Genomic DNA, 15,234 nt, shown 5'->3' with positions numbered 1-15,234 from the left:
GTTCAGCGGGCTCGCGCCTTGCGGGCGCTGTAGCGAGCGTCGCGTGCGGCCTTTTGCTTGGCTGCAAGCTCCACTGCGTCGGCTGCCCTCGCTTCGGCCAGCAGCGCGGTCTCGCGCTCGCGGCTGGCCTTCTGCTCGGCTTCCTCGGTCTCGCGGATCGCGCGCAGGCGCGCCTTTTCCTCGGCGCGGAGGGCGCGTGCCTGTTCCCGCTCACGCAGAACGGCCCCGCGCGCTTCCACCGCGGCCGGATCGCGGGCCGGGTTGTGCTGGAACGCGGAGAGGGTCTGCTTGCGCGCGGCCGCGGCCTGATTGGCGCGGGCTTGGTGGTTCGGTTCCTTGAAAGAGGGCATTCTGATTCCTTGCAGTTTCGTCAGATCGTTCTTGAAGGGAACGGCCGTGTCGCACAGAGAGATCCTGTCGCGTTTGGACAGGCCTTGGTGCAACGCGTTGCCTCCGGCGCGTCAGGGTGCCGGGTCTACCCGGGCTACTCGTTCCCCGAGCCTGCCTTTCGCCGGCAGACACCGCGCGTGCGTCGTTCGATGGCCGCGAGCGCATCGTCCACCGACACATACGGTCCCGGCGTGAGCCCGGCCATGGCCTCAATGGCGAAGCCCTCGGGCCGAATCGTGAAGGCGCCAGGCTTGTTTTCGACAATCACCCCCATCGTCCGCCCGAGCAGGTCGGTGAGGCGCCACTGTCGTTCCTCGCCGCGGGCGACAATCAGGTCCATGGCGGGCGCTCCGCCGTTCTGGGTCCGGTCACCTATGGCTTTCCGCCGGATGGCTTCTGGATGACCAGGCCCTTGGTCGAAGGCGCCGCCGCGATGGTCTTCGGCTTTTCCTTCTTCGGTTTCTTGGCTTCGCGATTGCCGCGCTGCTGGCCATTTGCCATGTGGTCCTCCGGATTGCGCCGCGTGCGGCGACGCTGGTTTAGATCGACAGATGACTCATTTGTCCGGGAATTCGCGCGCGCCCGCTAGCGGGGGGCAGCGCGCATCGCGGCTTCAATGATCTTGCGGGCCTGCCCGGCGTGATGTGTGAGCACCGAAAAGCGCTCTGGAACACGGGCTGCACTGCTGCCGAAAATAGGCTGCCCATTGGCTGCGCTTTTCGCAACCTTCCTCTTCATATCAGAACCGGCTTCTGAACGAACGATATATTTCGATCGCAACCGGCAGCAAACGCGTCAACACCTCAAGATCCACCAGGAGATCAACGCGACGCGGGCCGACGCCACGATCGAGCGCCAGCGCAAAGGCGAGTGCAGCGGCAGCTCGATGGCCTCATCACGGCGGTGGCCGAGGGTTACCGCGCGCCCGGCCTGCAGGCGCGCCTCGACACGCTGGAGGTCGAGAAGACGCAGCTGGAGCGAACTCGCGGGCCCCGCCTCCCTCGCCTGTCCGCCTGCACCCCAACCTCGCCGACCTGTACCGCCGCAAGGTGGAAGCGCTGCACGAGGCCCTGAACCGCGACGAGACCCGCGCCGAGGCCTGCGAGCACCTGCGCAGTCTGATCGACGGGGTCGCGGTGCGCCCGCGCGCGGGCGGCGGCTACGAGGTGGAGGTGGTGGGCGAAGACCGCCGCAATGGTGGAGGCGGCGCAGGCGTCCACAAACGCCAACGCCGCCCGGGAGGGGGCGGCGCTGGGTGAACGCGAGGCGTTCGGTCGTTTGGTTGCGGGGACGCGAAACCACCGAGAGTTGACTCTTCACTGTGCGGTTTGACGCTCGGAGAAGGTGGCTGCGAACCGTTGTCGCCGCGCTCAACGAGGCCGGCGACGGACATTTTGTGAGCGCCCCCGCCTTCTCTTGTGGAAATGACGACCGCTCCTCGTCTTGGTCGGCGACGTCTCCTTAGTGCCGAAGTAGGTTTCATCGGCTTCGACGCTCGGGCCTTCCCCACCCAGCGGGCCGGTAGGCGCGTCGCCGCGCAATGGCCTCACGGATGTGATGGATCCCGTCCACTTCGGATCCGAACTCCCCTCTCGGGGCAACTAAGGCCGCCGCCCGTCGGCGGCCTTTTCTTTCGACCGCTCGGACACCTGACGTCCATCCCGAGTAATGTGTAGGTGCCGGCCTGTGTCTTACCGAAATTTGAGCTCGACCATCCTCGTTTCTGCCCAATCCCGCGTTAGGTGTCCTCCATCGTTCATCTCGGAGGCCATCATGAACCGGAATCTCGTCGCGCTCGTTTCCTCGATCGGCTTTGCCGTGCTGCTGACACCGAGTCTCGCCTCGGCGCAGTCTCCGCTGGCGCTCCAGGCTGCCGACATCATCATCCAGAACCGCCTGTATGACGCCGTCTGCGACGACGGCGACGCGATCGCTCCGCTCAAGGGATTCGATCTTGCGACGACCGCTCAGGCATGCCAGCTCATTGATGACGGTGATGAGGACTGAGCGGCGTGCGCCCTCTCCTTTCCGTGTAATGCCGTTACTGGGTCACCTTTGGCGCAAGCGGCGCTATCGGTCGCAGGTCGAGGCTCGGGGAGAGAGGCAGTGCTAGCGTGGTGCGGCGCCTTGCCCGCCATTAAGCGGCCCGCCTGTTGTCAGAACGAGCCCCCACACGAGTGCAACCGTGATGTGAGGCTTCTAGGGCTTTGCCGGCGCCGGGTTCCGCGACAAAGTAGACGCGTATTGGGCGAGTCGCCCGATTCGTTCGTATACTCTCTAGGTTGACTTACGGCGGCTTCGGCCGCCGTCTTCGTTTCCCCCTTGGCCGATTGCGTTCCGGCTGCGGCCGGGCAACAGGTCTAGGAGGGGACTGTGGATGAGCGTTAGTGCTGGACAAGTGCCCCCCTGCTAATCAAGCTCGGCAGCAACGGCAGTTTGTCGTGAGGGGCCCGATGACTTGGCTGATTCTCGCGCCGTTCGGCGTTGCCGCGCTCGTCTTAAACCTTCTCATGCTTGTTGCCGCACTCGTGAGACTGGCAGCAGGTGAGATCGTCCAAGGCGACGTCGGGGTTCGGCTAATCAGTAAGCCGTCCACAGATTGATCCCGGCCCCCGCCCGCCCGGCTGCACTGTCCCATGGGACACGCGTAAGAGACGTCGCGCGGGACATTCTTCGAGGGACGAGCGGTCTGGCGCGGCCGTCGATCGCCAGCCCAATGGCAACCCTTCTCAGAATTGCACGTTTTCGCACCATCCGGCCCACTTGGGTTGCGCTTGTCCTGACCAAACCTTGCGGCGGCTCCCTGGCTTGTGGGGCCGCCGCTTTTCTTGGTGAAGGAGCACCGTGAACCTTCCGAGTGCAGCCGCCGTTTCGATTTCGCCGATCAAATCAGATCGGCGCGAATGGCCATGACTTGACGGCGGTCCGCGTCCCCTGGCCGCCGTACTTTCGGCGACTGGCGCGCAAGGCATCCGGCGCTAGACACCAGTGGAACCATGGCGCCCTTTCTTGGTTCTCCGGTCATCGAGGATGCTTGTCCCGATGGCCTGACCACTGGCCCAGACGGCGGTCGCGACGAGGCGGCCGCCGTCCTCTTTTCCACCCAGCCGCGATCCTAGCGTCGGAACAACATCCGACGACCAGCATTTCCGAACTCTTGGCTCACGGGGAAGCCGAGCCTTTCGAGTTCGGCCTCATTGGTAGTGTGGACTAGGTCGCTGGCCGAACGAGTGTTGCTGCACGCCATGGCGGCCAAGGACGCCGCCGAGCGCGATCGTTTGATGCGGATAGCCTCCCAGCTCGAGGAATTCGCTGCAAATGCGGAGGCGGCTTGCACTCGGCAATCAGTCGCGGAACACGAGTATGGACCGAGCAGCCCGAACGCATGCGCCCGCTTGTGGGGCCCCGGATTCCAAAGGGCGTTTTCACGGACATTGGAAGAACCGCTGCCTGAAGCCCTTCTCCAGGCGTTGAGCCGACTCGAACGGGTCGAACGTGAGCGACGCCGTGATTTTAATCAATTCTAGCCATCACCATGCCGGTGCGTCGGATCAGTTGATCACCCCGAGTTCATCTCTGCGCTTACTTCGTGCGATTGCACTCCCCGACTTTTTCGGAAGACGCGTCCGATGGTCTTGGCAGGTCGCAGCTTCCATGTGCACGAGGCTTCTCCTCTCCGCGAAGTTGGTCGTCAGGAGGAGCCAACAGCTCGTCCTGATCGAATTGGTTCAGAAAGAACTGCCCGAACTGCTGCTGAACCAAGTCAGCCGACGCCACGCCATCTCCGATGACCATCGCGACGCAAACGCACGGGATGAAGATCGCGGACATCATGGGAATGCCCTCTCAGGAACGGAGAGCGTAGTTCAGGCTGGCGAGGTCCGGCATGCGAAGCAGCACGTCGCAATGCACAGGAAGGCAATTCCATCATGGACGGCGAAGGTCCGGACAGGGGCGCCGAGGCATCCCGAGGCGGCGCGGGAAGAGGCGCGGTATCGTCACCCCGGAACGCCGAACAGGTGGGATGAGGGACCAAACGCCCCGGTCTTGCGCGCCAGCAACCGCACCGCTGGGCTTCGTTCATGATTGGGTCGTCGCAGGTCTAAAGCGCTGAATTGCATTCTGTCATTGAACGCGACGAATTTATGACACTGAACGGGTGCGCTAGTGCACCTATTCGAACTGAATCATGCCTCGGCAAGGCCAGTACAATGTGCTAACGAAAGTTAACATTGTTAAACATGAGCGGAGTGGGTCTGTGGGCGGGAGTGGGCACAGGCTGCGCGCCGGACTGCTGGGCGCGGCCTTCCTCGGGCTGGCGGGAACGGCGGTCCAGGCGCAGGACGTGAGCGGGCGCGCCGTCGAGGTGCTGCCGGACGTCGCCGCCGCGCGGGCGGGCAACGTCCGCAACGTCGTGGCGATGCAGCCGGTGTACATGGGCGACCGCATTCAGACGGGTCCGGTCGGCCAGGCGCAACTGCTCTTCAGCGACGAGACCCGGCTGGTGGTCGGCCCGGGCTCCAGCCTGATGCTCGAGCAGTATCTGCTCCAGAGCGCCAGCACCAACACGGTGAGCCGCTTCTCGATCAACGCGCTGCGCGGCACCTTCCGGTTCATCACCGGCGACAGCCCCAAGCCCTCCTACGCCATCAAGACGCCGACGGCGACGATCGGCATCCGCGGCACGGAATTCGATCTCAACGTCCGACCCAACGGCCAGACGCAGTTCGTGCTGCTCAGCGGCGCGGCGACGATCTGCGGCGCGGGCTCCTGCATCGAGGCGACGCAGGCCTGCAGCATGGTCGAGATCCCGCGCGGCGGCGCGCCGCGCCAGATCACCTCGATGGAAGACCGCGACCGGCGGTTGAAGGCGGACTTCCCCTACGTCAGCAACCAGAACGCCACGGTCCGCCAGGATTTCCGGGCGCAGACCTCCTCGTGCTCAGACCAGCGCGCTGTGCTCGAAGGCAAGCCGATCGCCCCGCCGGCCCCGGTCGTGGCGGCCGTGCGCGTGCCTCCGCCCCCGCCGCCTCCGCCGCCGCCCGTGGTGACACCGCCGGGAAATCCGGGAAATGGAAAGCCGGTGGGAAACTCCGGTGAGAATCCGGGGAAAGGCAATTTCGGCAATGATGGCGTCAAGGGAAAGGGTGGCGGGGGTACCGGGGGCGGTGGCAATGCCGGCGCATCGATCGGACTGGACGCCGGAGGCGGGGCTGGAGGATCCAGCAACCCTGATGCCGGCAACAATGGCCGCGGTGGCGGGAACGGGAACGCCGGCGGAAACGGAAATGGAAATGGTCGGAAATAAAGTTCCGCGACGGTGCCCCGCTTACAAGTGCCGAGGACACGCGTAACCGACAATTGTGCAGGCGTCCGTGAATTGTGGCAGACACAGCTCGGCACCGGCGCGACTTTGGCTCAACCTCGGATCCGCTTGGGGCACACTTGCTCAAGCGGCTACCGATGGTCTGATCTCGTCGAACGGCCCGACCGCCTCATGCCAAGAGGTTCGGAAGCGCTAAAGCCCAGACCACGATTGCGATAATGGATAGCGCCGCTGCTGCCCCGATGGCGATTCGATCAGCGGGCGACCACTGGCGCCAAGCGCGCAAGGCGCCAGCGAGCACCACATCGAAAGACGCCCCTTCGGCGGCCTTGGATTTCGGCAACGCAAACGTCGAACGCGTAAGCGGGATATTTGTTTGAGCAGGGGCGACCTTCGCCATGATCAATCTCCTCGTCGCGCAACTAATTAATGTAGTCAAAAGTACCCGCATTTAAATCACTACTCCGCATTAACGTTTATAACCACAAACTAAATCTCGTCTTTTTTTATTTCAATCAATTAGCATTTACATACCACGCATAATCCATATTTTTATCTATAAAATACTCTGTATTATCTGCCACTCAATAAAGTCGACTACAAGGCCCGTACATCTTGTGGTCGAGGCGGAACTCGAAACTCGGTTCTATGCTGATTAGGCAACCGCGACGATCGCGTCCTTATAGGGTCGGCTCATCCGCCTGATCTCCCCATGTCGGGCACCCACCGCATTCACGCCGGCCCATTAGACTGTGATCTCGCTCAAGAACGCTCGAAACTCAGATTGGTTGTGGTTTCAAAATGTTTCTCAGGGCTGCTCGGAATGGAGAATGTTCACCTCACTCAACTCTTCCAAGGGCTCCTCCTGGCGGCTGTGGCCAACGGAACGCCGATTTTAACGAAGTGGGTGCTCGGCGACCGCTGGGCGCAATCGCTCGACGGAGGCGTTCTCCTCTGGGACGGGGCGCCGCTGCTCGGGCGGTCGAAGACGATCCGCGGGCTCGTGTTGGCGGTCGTCATGACCGCGCTTGCGTCCAGTCTCATGGGGCTGCAGCTCACGACTGGTGCAATTGCGGGGGCAGCCGCAATGGTTGGTGACCTGATTTCCAGCTTCACAAAGCGCAGGCTTGGACTTCCTCCCAGCAGCAGGGCCCCGGGGCTTGACCAGATCCCCGAGGTGTTTCTTCCGTTGGTGACCATCGCGGGCAGGCTCGGATTAAGCGTGGTGGACATCACGGTTGGCGTCGTGGTCTTTTGGATCGGCGAGATGATCCTGTCTCGTCTCCTGTTCGCCATGAAGATCAGGGACCGTCCTTACTGAGCAGGGCCGCAACGCAACTCGTGAAGCGTGATCTCAGGCAGGCAATTGAGACGCACCGCGACCACGCTGGAGCCGGCCCCGACAGAGGTGTAGCCCGCCATCCCGTGATAGCGCCACGCCCCCGCTCCGAAGCGGCGTGGCAGGTCGGAACTCAGGGTCAACGGAACTTGCCCAGGCAGGCAAATCTGGCCGCCGTGGGTATGGCCGGCCAACATGAGATCAAAGCCTGCATGGGCCGCCTGACGGTAGATTTCTGGCGTGTGCGCAAGCAGGATCGAAAAGGCTTCGTCCGGGATGTCGGCCGCCGCCTTCTCGATGTTGTCAGCCCGGAAGAAGTGCGGGTCATCAACGCCGGCGACGTGGATGCGCGCGTTGCCACGCTCGACGAGGGCGCATTCGTTCATGAGCATGCGCACCCCCATTGCCTCCAGACGAGGCACCATGCGCACCGTGTCGTGGTTGCCAAGGACGCCGAAGATCGGCGGTCTCAGCGCGGCCACGACCTCCTCGACCGTGTCGAGGGCGGCCTTGAAGGGCCCGAAGGTCTTGCCGCGGTAGTCGCCCGTGAGCACGCATAGATCATAGGGCAGGTCGCAAACCAACTGCCGGACGCGCTTCATGGCGCCCCCACTCATGTCGGCATGAAGGTCGGAGAGGTGCAGAATGCGAAACCCGTCGAAGTCGGACGGCAGTCTATGAGACGCGACCCTGTTCGTGGTCAGTCGAACGTGGGCGGCGTTGCGACGTCCGCGGCCGTAAAGACCCGTCAGCTGTAGCACCGCCCGGATCACGGCGTGGGATGAATACCAGTTCTCGATGTGGAAGAAGTTCAGCCCTTGCCCGAAGACCTGCGCTTCGTGCGCATCCTCGATGCCCAGGCGCTGTCGGGCATGCACCTTGCCCAGACGCCGCTCCAAGGCAGCCACGTCAGTGTCTTTGCTCATCGCGGGCCTTCATCCGAGCCGCACGTTTTTGAAGCGTGCGTGTGAGCGGGAGCTGGCCAACATCGCCATCTGCCGGGCACGATCAAGGCCTTGGCAGAGGGCCGGGCAGAGCGCGCACGGCCTCCTCCTCCAATGCTTGTTCGCGTTTCTTCAATACCATGGCCGACGCGACCAGAGCGGCGGCGGCGAAGACCACAGCAGCCAGTCCCACCGGCCGGGCCACGCGGTGGACGGCTTCTCCCAACGCAAAGGCAGCCATTCCATAGGCGGAAGCCCACAGGACCGCCCCGAAGAGGTTGGCGACGACGAACCGGCCCCAGGGCATGCGGTTCACGCCAGCCATGAGGGCCGCAAGTGCACGCAGCACGGCCACGAACCGACCGAAGAACACCACCTTGCCGCCATGACGGAGGAACAGATATTGCCCCAATTTGATCTTGCGTTCCGACAGGCCAAAGCGGTCGCCGTAGCGAAACAGCAGGCGGTACCCGACCTTATCGCCAACCCAGTACCCGATATTGTCGCCAATCACGGCCCCCGCCACTGTGGACGCGATCACCAAGACGATGTCCAGCTCGTGGGTCGCGCCCGCATAGGCGCTGGCGCCAAGAAGGATGGTCTCTCCCGGCAAGGGAATCCCCATGCTCTCCAGCAGAACCACGGCCGCTATCAGCCAGTAGCCATAGGCGTGCAGCAGATCTGGCAGCTGCTCGAAAAGCTGCGTCACGCCCGGTTCCGTGTCCGCGGGAACCAGGCGGGGGGGAACCGAAGGAGATCGAGGCTCTGGTCGTAGATCCGGTTCGCAAAGGGGGCGAAGTGGCCCACGGGACGCCGGAAGGCAGCGGCCAGACCCGAACAGGCGCCGGCCACCACGGCCGAGGACAGCATGTCGATGGGAAAATGCAAACCGAGGTAGATGCGCGCCCAGGCGACGGCTACTCCGACGGCGGACACCAGGACGCCCCAGCGCCACGAGGCGCCCGTCGCAATCAGGGCGAGGCCGACGGTGAACACGAAGGTGCCGTGGTCGCTCGGGAACGAGTTCTCGGGCGCGTGCGCGGCGAGCGTGTGGCCCAGCCCGACCATAAACGGTCGCGGTTCGTACCAAAGTTGGCCCAACAGCTGGTTGACGCCGAGGGCCACGACGGTGGCCGCTGCGGTCGCGAGGAGTGCCGCCCTTTTGTCGTGATTTCCCCAGGCCCACAGTGCGACCAGCAACAGCGCGACGCCGAGCACCAGATCGGATGACACGAAGTTGGCGAGCGAAACCGTAGCGCCCTGCGGGTGGGCGCTCGCGTTGAGAAGGAGGAATATCCGCTCGTTCAATGCCAACATCGTCACCGTCACCTTGTGGGGCGCCGCTGCGGAACGTGCGTTCGCCGGCGGTCGTGAGGATATCTGATGAGCATCATGGCTGAAGTGAGAAGCAGCGCCGCCGCTCTTCGCGGCCGTTTGGAAGAGATCGCACCGCTCTGGCTCCTGCTGGTCGGCCCGGTCCTGCTGCTTGCCTTCATGAAACTCGCCGTCGACGTGGAGGAGGGTGACACCAAAGCCTTCGACCGCTACGTCCTGCTTCTGTTTCGGCGACCAGGCGACCCGTCAACGCCTATCGGGCCTGCCTGGCTCCAGGAAATGGCCCGCGACGTCACGAGCCTCGGCAGCGTCGCCATGCTTGGCTTCGTCTTTTTCGCTGTGCTGGGCTATCTCGTCTTGGCTCGCAGGCGGGCAGCCGCACTTCTCATGATGGTCGCTGTCGGCGGCGGGCAGGTACTGAGCTCAGTGCTGAAAGTGAGCTTCGAACGCGCCCGCCCGGAGATCGTCCCTCATGCCGCACGCGTATTCACAGCGAGCTTTCCAAGCGGTCACGCCATGCTCTCGGCGGTCACCTACCTCACCATCGGCGCGCTCTTGACGCGATTGCTGAAAAATCGACGCGAACGGATCTACGTGCTCTCGCTCGCAGTCTTGCTCACCGTTTTGGTTGGGACGAGCCGAGTTTATCTGGGCGTCCACTGGCCAACCGACGTTCTTGCCGGCTGGTTCGTCGGAGCTTCGTGGGCCTTAATCTGCTGGACGATGGCGCTTTGGCTTCAATCGCGCGGCAAGATCGAAAACCCGGCGCGGGATTCTGACCGCAATTGAGACCAGATACATCTCGCAGCTGAGGTACTCGGCAGACTCAGTTTTCAGTGACTTCCACCGGCCGGTGGCGACGGGTCGATTGTAACAGCTTAGCGTTCGCACTCTGCTGAGTCAGAATCAAGCAGGGTGAGTTCTCGCCGATCTCAAGGGCGAGTATGCGCCTTACAAGATCGTGACGTTACTACAATGTAATTCTGCAATCGTGATACAAATAAGTAATTTACGTAGATGTATGCGCAAGTGACGGTAACCGAACATAGTATGCACCGCTGACGCGCCAACATGATTGGCAGCGCGCAGCGAGGATTATATGCTCGATCTTGTCTCCCAAGTTGCCGCGCCGATGTGGCGCGCCTATTCTTCTTTCCGCGCCGAGCTGACCCCCGGAAAGGCATGGTTCGTGGTGAGCCGGGCCTGCCTTCGCCCCGGGCCGACTGCCGAGTGGATCCGCTACCTGGAAACCGCGCACGAACGGCGGGCCCTGCCCTATCCCAGCCGCGCACTACTACAGAAACCACTGCAACCTTATCTCCGGCACAAACTGCCCACGCGCGAGCGCGTACGTCTGCTGGTGTCGCACTACGACGCCCTCGCCGACCTCCCGACCGATATCGCGAAGGCGCTCTGGGCGCTCGATCGGCCCATCTGCCTGGCCATGCTGTCGGGCCGCGAGGCGGAGTACGGGCTGATGCTGGGCCGGTCCAATCGGACGCGGCAGGAAGGCGAAGCGTGCCTCTGGCTGGAGGACCTGGCCGATGGCGTCGTGCTCGCGCGGCTGACCTTCTCCATCGTCGACCTGGACGGCGCGCGGGTCATCGCGATCGGCGGGTTGCAGGGCCAGCAACGCGGGGAAGACAAGGCGCGGATCGTCCGTGCGACGCGCCGCCTGAGCGGACTGCGGCCCAAGGCGGCGCTGCTGGCGGCGACGCAGGCCCTGACTGTCAACGTCGGCGCATGCGAGATTCATGCTGTGTCGCGCGCCACCCATGTGCTCAACGCCAAGAGCCGGGCCTATCAGCGCGGCGTCCATGCCGACTACGACGGCTTCTGGCGCGAACGCGGCGGCGCTCCCCACGCCGCCCTTGGATTCTCACTGCCCGTGGACCCGTTGCCGCGCACGAAACCCTCGTCGGCGCAGGATGCCCGAAAGGCCGCCCATCTGGAGGCGATCGTTCAGGCCCTGAACCGCCGCTTCGGACACGGAGCCGATCACGCCGACGGCGATGCGACATTCCGTGACCTGGCGGCATGAGAAATCAGGTGCGGCGTCGAGATTTGGCGTTTGCTCCGATCGTCCTTCTCGTGGGTGGATGGCAATTCATCGGCGGGCTCATGATGGGATCGGCGTCGGCAGGCCAGCCGCCCGACTGGCGCTATTGCCTGGGCGTCGCCGCGGACGACGGCGAGGTGTTCGTATCGGACGTTTACACCTCCAATGCCGGTCTCGATGCTCAGGAGAAGGCGTTCTCGGATTGGCTGGAGGCCAGAAATAGCCCGGCGAAGCGTACGCTATGCCCGCGCGCCGACAATCGCGACGCGGTCAACCGGGCGCGCGACGAGGCGATACGCTACAACGTGTCCCGGGGTCTCCATGCCGTTCCAGTCGCCTGGCGCTACTCCCCGTAGCCACCTTAGGGCCAGATTTGCGGGGCGCGCGTCGACGCGCGGTCTCGTCGGGCCAGCCGATTTTCTTCAGCGGCTCTGAATCCCGCAGCCCGGAAATCGGTCGGGAAGTCGCGTCACCGGCGAAGTGCTGCGCAGGAGCGTCAGGGCATCACTTCGACCGCGAGTTGCATCGCCGGGTGGATGCCGCAGTAGACGCGATAGCTCCCGGAGTGGCGGAAGTGAATTTCGGCCGACTGGCCCGGCTCTTGCGCGCCGGTGTCGAAGGCACCGTCGGATCCGTCCATCCGAACGTTGTGAGTGCGACGGTCGTCGTTGACGACCGTCAGCGTCTCGCCTTCCCTGATCCTTACGGCGAGCGGGCTGAACTGCTTGTCCTTCTGCGTCACCCGCAGCACGGCCTCTCCGACGACGGCTGGTTGTTCGCGGAGACGCTCCAGGGGTGTCGGAACCGGCGGCGTTTCACTCGACAGCGTGTCGAGGAAGGCGAGCAGCGCGTCGCGCTCGTCGGCCGAGAGGTGGATACGCGGCAGATCGGCCGACACAGACGGCCGTTCCACGATGCCGTTCTCATAATGGTCGAGGACGCGCTCCAGCGTGTGGAGCGAGCCGTCGTGCATGTACGGCGCGGTCCAGGTGAGTTCGCGCAGGCTGGGCGTCTTGAAGGCGTGGTCCGCCGCGCCGAGGCCGAGCTGCCCGAAGCGACCCCAGTCGTCGCCGGGCAATCCGATGTCATGGTAGGCGCGGTCGGAGAACGCCCAGCCGCTATGGCAATTGGAGCATCCCGCCTTGCCGGTGAACAGGGCGAAACCGGCCTTCTCCTCGGGGCTCAGCGCGGCGGCGTCACCGGCGACCCACTTGTCGAAGCGGGTACGCGGGGAGACGAGCGTCCGTTCGTAGCTGGCAAGCGCGCGGACAAGCTGGTCCGCCGTCATGCCGCGCTCACGAGGAAAAGCCTGCCGGAACCTGGCCGCCATCTCCGCGTCGGCGCCGAGCCGCGCGGTCGCCTCGGCGACCGAGCCGGCCATCTCGAGCGGGTGCTCGATGGGCCCGCGCGCCTGCTGCTCCAGCGTGTCGGCGCGACCGTCCCAGAAATAGCTCTCGCCCCAGGCGAGATTCCATAGCGCCGGCGTGTGCCGCGCGAGCGGCTTGCCCGCCGCTCCGCGCCCCAACGGAACGCCGTCGGTGAACGCGAGCGAAGGGTCATGGCAGGTCGCGCAGGAGATGGTTCCCGGCCCGGACAGGCGGGTGTCGCGGAACAGCGCCTCGCCGAGCGCGATACGCTGGGTATTGGGCAGGTCCGGGTCGTAGGGCAGCGCATCCGGCCGGCGGAAAGCCTGGGCCTGCGCCCATAGCGCATCGTCTCCCGCCCGGCTGGCGTCGCCGGCGCCGAACGCGAGCAGCGCGGCAGCGGCCGCGGCGCAGCCCAGGGCGGCGGCATAGAGCGCTTTTGCCGAACGGTTCATGCGTGGGTCTCAGAGAAAACGGCCGGCGTGAAGCTCGACGCGGGCAACGTCGCCCAGCACGCCGCCGAGATCCTTGACGGGCTTGGCGGGCGGCATCGCCGACGGCCAGGCCGCCTTCAGCGCCGTCATGTCCGCCCTCAACGACTCCAGCGCCTCGGCGTCCTTCGCCTTCAGCGCGTCCGCGATACTTTCGATGAGCCTGTCGGCCTCCCACACGAAGCCGCGCGCGTCCTGGTACTCGACGACCTTGGCGAACCGGCCCCCCTCGATCGCCTCGCCATACTCGTCAGTCGCCTGGCGCAGCACCTCAAGCGCCGTCTCGACGACGAACCGCGTCCAGTCCTTCTCCATCTTGCGCAGGCCCTCGTCGGCCGGGGCGATCTGTCCGCGCACCAGCTCGATGGCCGCACCGTAGGGCTCGGCGCGCTTGGCCTTCACCGTCTGGGCCAACGACTTCAGCCCGCTCTCGAAGGGGCGCAGACCGTAGGCGCGGAGGTCGCCCTTGATCGTCGGGTAGATCTCCTCCCCGGGGTGCAGGAAGTGCGGCAGGGCCTCGGCCCAGCGCCCCGCCTTCACCAACTCATCACCGACCAGCAGGTGGCCGCGGATCAGTGCGATAGCGCGATAGAACTTCAGATTGGCGGACAGCGATTGCGCACGGGCGGCACCAGCTTCCCCGCCTTCCCCGCCCTCGCCCCCGGCGGTTGGCTTGGCGGGCGCGTCATGAGCGTGGGGAGCGGGCTTGGTCTGCGCTTGCGCCAGCGGCGCGATGGCCGCGCCGGCCGCGAACGTGCTGAGACCCATCCAGACTGTGCGTCGTGTCTTCATCGTGTCCTCGTTGCAGTTCAAGGCTGCAAGTTCGGGAAGGGGGAACCGAGCCGGGCGTTGCCTGACCCTGCCGCTCCGCGTACAACCAGCGCCACCCGGCCGTCAATACGATGGCCGAACATTGGAACATTTACAAACTGAGACCAAAGCCAAGCAGCTCAGCGGTATTCATATGATCATCACCATCCAGGACGTGCTCAATACTGACGATCTCCAGACCATCATGGGCGTTGTCCCCCAATTGGCCTATGAAGACGGCCGCGCGACCGCCGGTTGGGCGGCGCGAGAGGTCAAGGACAACGAGCAGGCGTCCCCTGGACGCGCCCTGGATGCGCTGCGGTGCATGATCTCCCAGCGCATATTGGCCAACGAAGTCTTCGCGCTGGCCGTGCGGCCCAAGGCCCTGACGCCCCTCATCATCAGCCGCTACGGAGCGGGACGGCGCTATGGCGCGCATGTCGACGACGCTTTGATGAATGGCATGCGGACCGACGTGTCTTTCACGCTCTTCCTGGTCGACCCCGATGCCTACGACGGCGGCGAACTGGTCATCGAAACGACGTCGGGCGAGGAGAGCTTCAAGCTCCCGGCCGGCTCGATGGTCACCTATCCTTCGACCACCTTGCATCGCGTCGAGCCTGTCATCCGGGGGGAGCGCTGCGCCGTCGTGGGATGGGCGCGCAGTTACGTCCGCTCGCCGGAGAAGCGCGAACTGCTGTTCGACCTTGACCGTGCCCGGCGCGCGCTCCACGAACGAGAGGGACCTTCGACCGAGTTCTCGCTGCTGTCCAAAACGCACGCGAACCTGCTCCGCATGTGGGCGGAGGATTGACGCGAGTCGATTTGCAACGAGGGGAAAAACAAGGCGCTGAACGTCGGCGCGAGGCGTCGGCTGGGCGGATGTCCCCCAGGTCCTCTGCTCGTGGAGGCGCAGGGCCTGGAGGGGAACGTTAGGGCGAGCCAGTCTCATACGGGCTCGTGGGCCACGGATATGCCCAGCGCCAAAGGCCGGACCTATCGGCGGGCCGCCCGAGGCTACTACGTTGGCTTTTGGCGCGAACCCGGTGCAGTGTCCCGCCGCCCTTGGGTCCCGTTGGACGTGGAGCAGCTGCCGCGCACGGAGCCGTCGTTTGCGCAGGATGTCCGGAAGGGGGCCTTCTGGACCGATTTCGCAGCCGTCGACGCGCCGCGTCG

Annotated in this window: 17 protein-coding genes; 8 read left to right on the top strand and 9 right to left on the bottom strand. The window is 64.7% G+C overall.

What is annotated here, in order from left to right; genetic code table 11:
* Positions 1-2: 2 nt before the first annotated feature.
* From NK718_RS02570 to NK718_RS21865, 3 genes are read right to left on the bottom strand one after another with little or no spacing between them, the layout of a single operon-like run.
* A complete protein-coding gene (locus NK718_RS02570; RefSeq protein WP_254738337.1) occupies positions 3-443 on the bottom strand; it encodes a DUF6481 family protein in 441 nt (146 codons plus the stop codon).
* Between the two features lie 41 nt (positions 444-484).
* Positions 485-730 carry a hypothetical protein gene (locus NK718_RS02565; protein WP_254738335.1) on the bottom strand — a complete coding sequence of 82 codons (246 nt, stop codon included), beginning with the start codon at positions 728-730 and terminating at the stop codon, positions 485-487.
* 32 nt (positions 731-762) lie between these two features.
* A complete protein-coding gene (locus tag NK718_RS21865) occupies positions 763-891 on the bottom strand; it encodes a hypothetical protein (RefSeq protein WP_256515259.1) in 129 nt (42 codons plus the stop codon).
* Between the two features lie 369 nt (positions 892-1,260).
* On the opposite strand from NK718_RS21865, the gene NK718_RS02560 reads away from it, so the two are divergent.
* The 3 genes from NK718_RS02560 (at position 1,261) to NK718_RS22055 (ending at position 5,698) form a co-directional block, all read left to right on the top strand.
* Positions 1,261-1,464 (top strand): hypothetical protein, encoded by a 204-nt coding sequence (locus tag NK718_RS02560; protein ID WP_254738333.1) that lies wholly within the window; start codon positions 1,261-1,263, stop codon positions 1,462-1,464.
* A gap of 699 nt (positions 1,465-2,163) precedes the next feature.
* On the top strand, positions 2,164-2,397 hold the full coding sequence (locus tag NK718_RS02555) for a hypothetical protein (protein WP_254738331.1): 234 nt from the start codon (positions 2,164-2,166) through the stop codon (positions 2,395-2,397).
* 2,251 nt (positions 2,398-4,648) lie between these two features.
* A complete protein-coding gene (locus NK718_RS22055) occupies positions 4,649-5,698 on the top strand; it encodes a FecR family protein (RefSeq protein ID WP_371877201.1) in 1,050 nt (349 codons plus the stop codon).
* A gap of 187 nt (positions 5,699-5,885) precedes the next feature.
* Here the strand turns inward: NK718_RS22055 and NK718_RS02545 are convergent, their stop codons facing one another.
* Positions 5,886-6,116, bottom strand: coding sequence for a hypothetical protein (locus tag NK718_RS02545; protein ID WP_254738329.1), 231 nt, complete (start codon positions 6,114-6,116; stop codon positions 5,886-5,888).
* A gap of 312 nt (positions 6,117-6,428) precedes the next feature.
* Between NK718_RS02545 and NK718_RS02540 the strand changes: the two genes are divergently transcribed.
* Positions 6,429-7,037, top strand: coding sequence for a CDP-archaeol synthase (locus NK718_RS02540; RefSeq protein ID WP_254738327.1), 609 nt, complete (start codon positions 6,429-6,431; stop codon positions 7,035-7,037).
* Here NK718_RS02540 and NK718_RS02535 read toward each other — a convergent pair.
* The 3 genes from NK718_RS02535 to NK718_RS02525 all read right to left on the bottom strand — a co-directional run bounded on the left by NK718_RS02535 (position 7,031) and on the right by NK718_RS02525 (position 9,328).
* Positions 7,031-7,981: a metallophosphoesterase gene (locus tag NK718_RS02535; RefSeq protein ID WP_254738325.1), complete on the bottom strand. Its 951-nt coding sequence runs from the start codon at positions 7,979-7,981 to the stop codon at positions 7,031-7,033. The two genes, NK718_RS02540 and NK718_RS02535, sit on opposite strands and share 7 nt — an antisense overlap.
* A gap of 82 nt (positions 7,982-8,063) precedes the next feature.
* Entirely contained in the window at positions 8,064-8,708 is a 645-nt protein-coding gene (locus NK718_RS02530; protein WP_254738323.1) for a DedA family protein, read from the bottom strand.
* Complete coding sequence (locus NK718_RS02525) at positions 8,705-9,328, bottom strand: undecaprenyl-diphosphatase (protein ID WP_254738321.1); 624 nt, start codon at positions 9,326-9,328, stop codon at positions 8,705-8,707. The genes NK718_RS02530 and NK718_RS02525 overlap by 4 nt, the downstream gene beginning before the upstream one ends.
* A gap of 54 nt (positions 9,329-9,382) precedes the next feature.
* Here NK718_RS02525 and NK718_RS02520 point away from each other — a divergent pair, with 54 nt between their 5' ends.
* From NK718_RS02520 to NK718_RS02510, 3 genes are all read left to right on the top strand, one after another.
* Positions 9,383-10,123 (top strand): phosphatase PAP2 family protein, encoded by a 741-nt coding sequence (locus NK718_RS02520; protein ID WP_254738319.1) that lies wholly within the window; start codon positions 9,383-9,385, stop codon positions 10,121-10,123.
* A 310-nt stretch (positions 10,124-10,433) separates the two neighbouring features.
* Positions 10,434-11,375: a DUF535 family protein gene (locus NK718_RS02515; protein ID WP_254738317.1), complete on the top strand. Its 942-nt coding sequence runs from the start codon at positions 10,434-10,436 to the stop codon at positions 11,373-11,375.
* Entirely contained in the window at positions 11,372-11,749 is a 378-nt protein-coding gene (locus tag NK718_RS02510) for a hypothetical protein (protein WP_254738315.1), read from the top strand. Before NK718_RS02515 ends, NK718_RS02510 begins: the two co-directional genes overlap by 4 nt.
* Positions 11,750-11,889: 140 nt before the next feature.
* Here NK718_RS02510 and NK718_RS02505 read toward each other — a convergent pair whose 3' ends face one another.
* Entirely contained in the window at positions 11,890-13,212 is a 1,323-nt protein-coding gene (locus NK718_RS02505; protein WP_254738313.1) for a cytochrome c peroxidase, read from the bottom strand.
* A gap of 9 nt (positions 13,213-13,221) precedes the next feature.
* Positions 13,222-14,040: a 4-helix bundle domain-containing protein gene (locus NK718_RS02500; protein ID WP_254738311.1), complete on the bottom strand. Its 819-nt coding sequence runs from the start codon at positions 14,038-14,040 to the stop codon at positions 13,222-13,224.
* A gap of 172 nt (positions 14,041-14,212) precedes the next feature.
* Here NK718_RS02500 and NK718_RS02495 point away from each other — a divergent pair, with 172 nt between their 5' ends.
* A complete protein-coding gene (locus NK718_RS02495) occupies positions 14,213-14,872 on the top strand; it encodes a Fe2+-dependent dioxygenase (protein WP_254738309.1) in 660 nt (219 codons plus the stop codon).
* Positions 14,873-15,234 lie beyond the last annotated feature (362 nt).

The sequence above is a fragment of the Alsobacter ponti genome, assembly GCF_024294805.1.
Classification (GTDB): Bacteria; Pseudomonadota; Alphaproteobacteria; order Rhizobiales; family Beijerinckiaceae; genus Alsobacter; species Alsobacter ponti.
The sequence above is the reverse complement of the archived record's forward strand: the minus strand, read 5'-3'. Positions and strand labels throughout refer to the sequence as shown.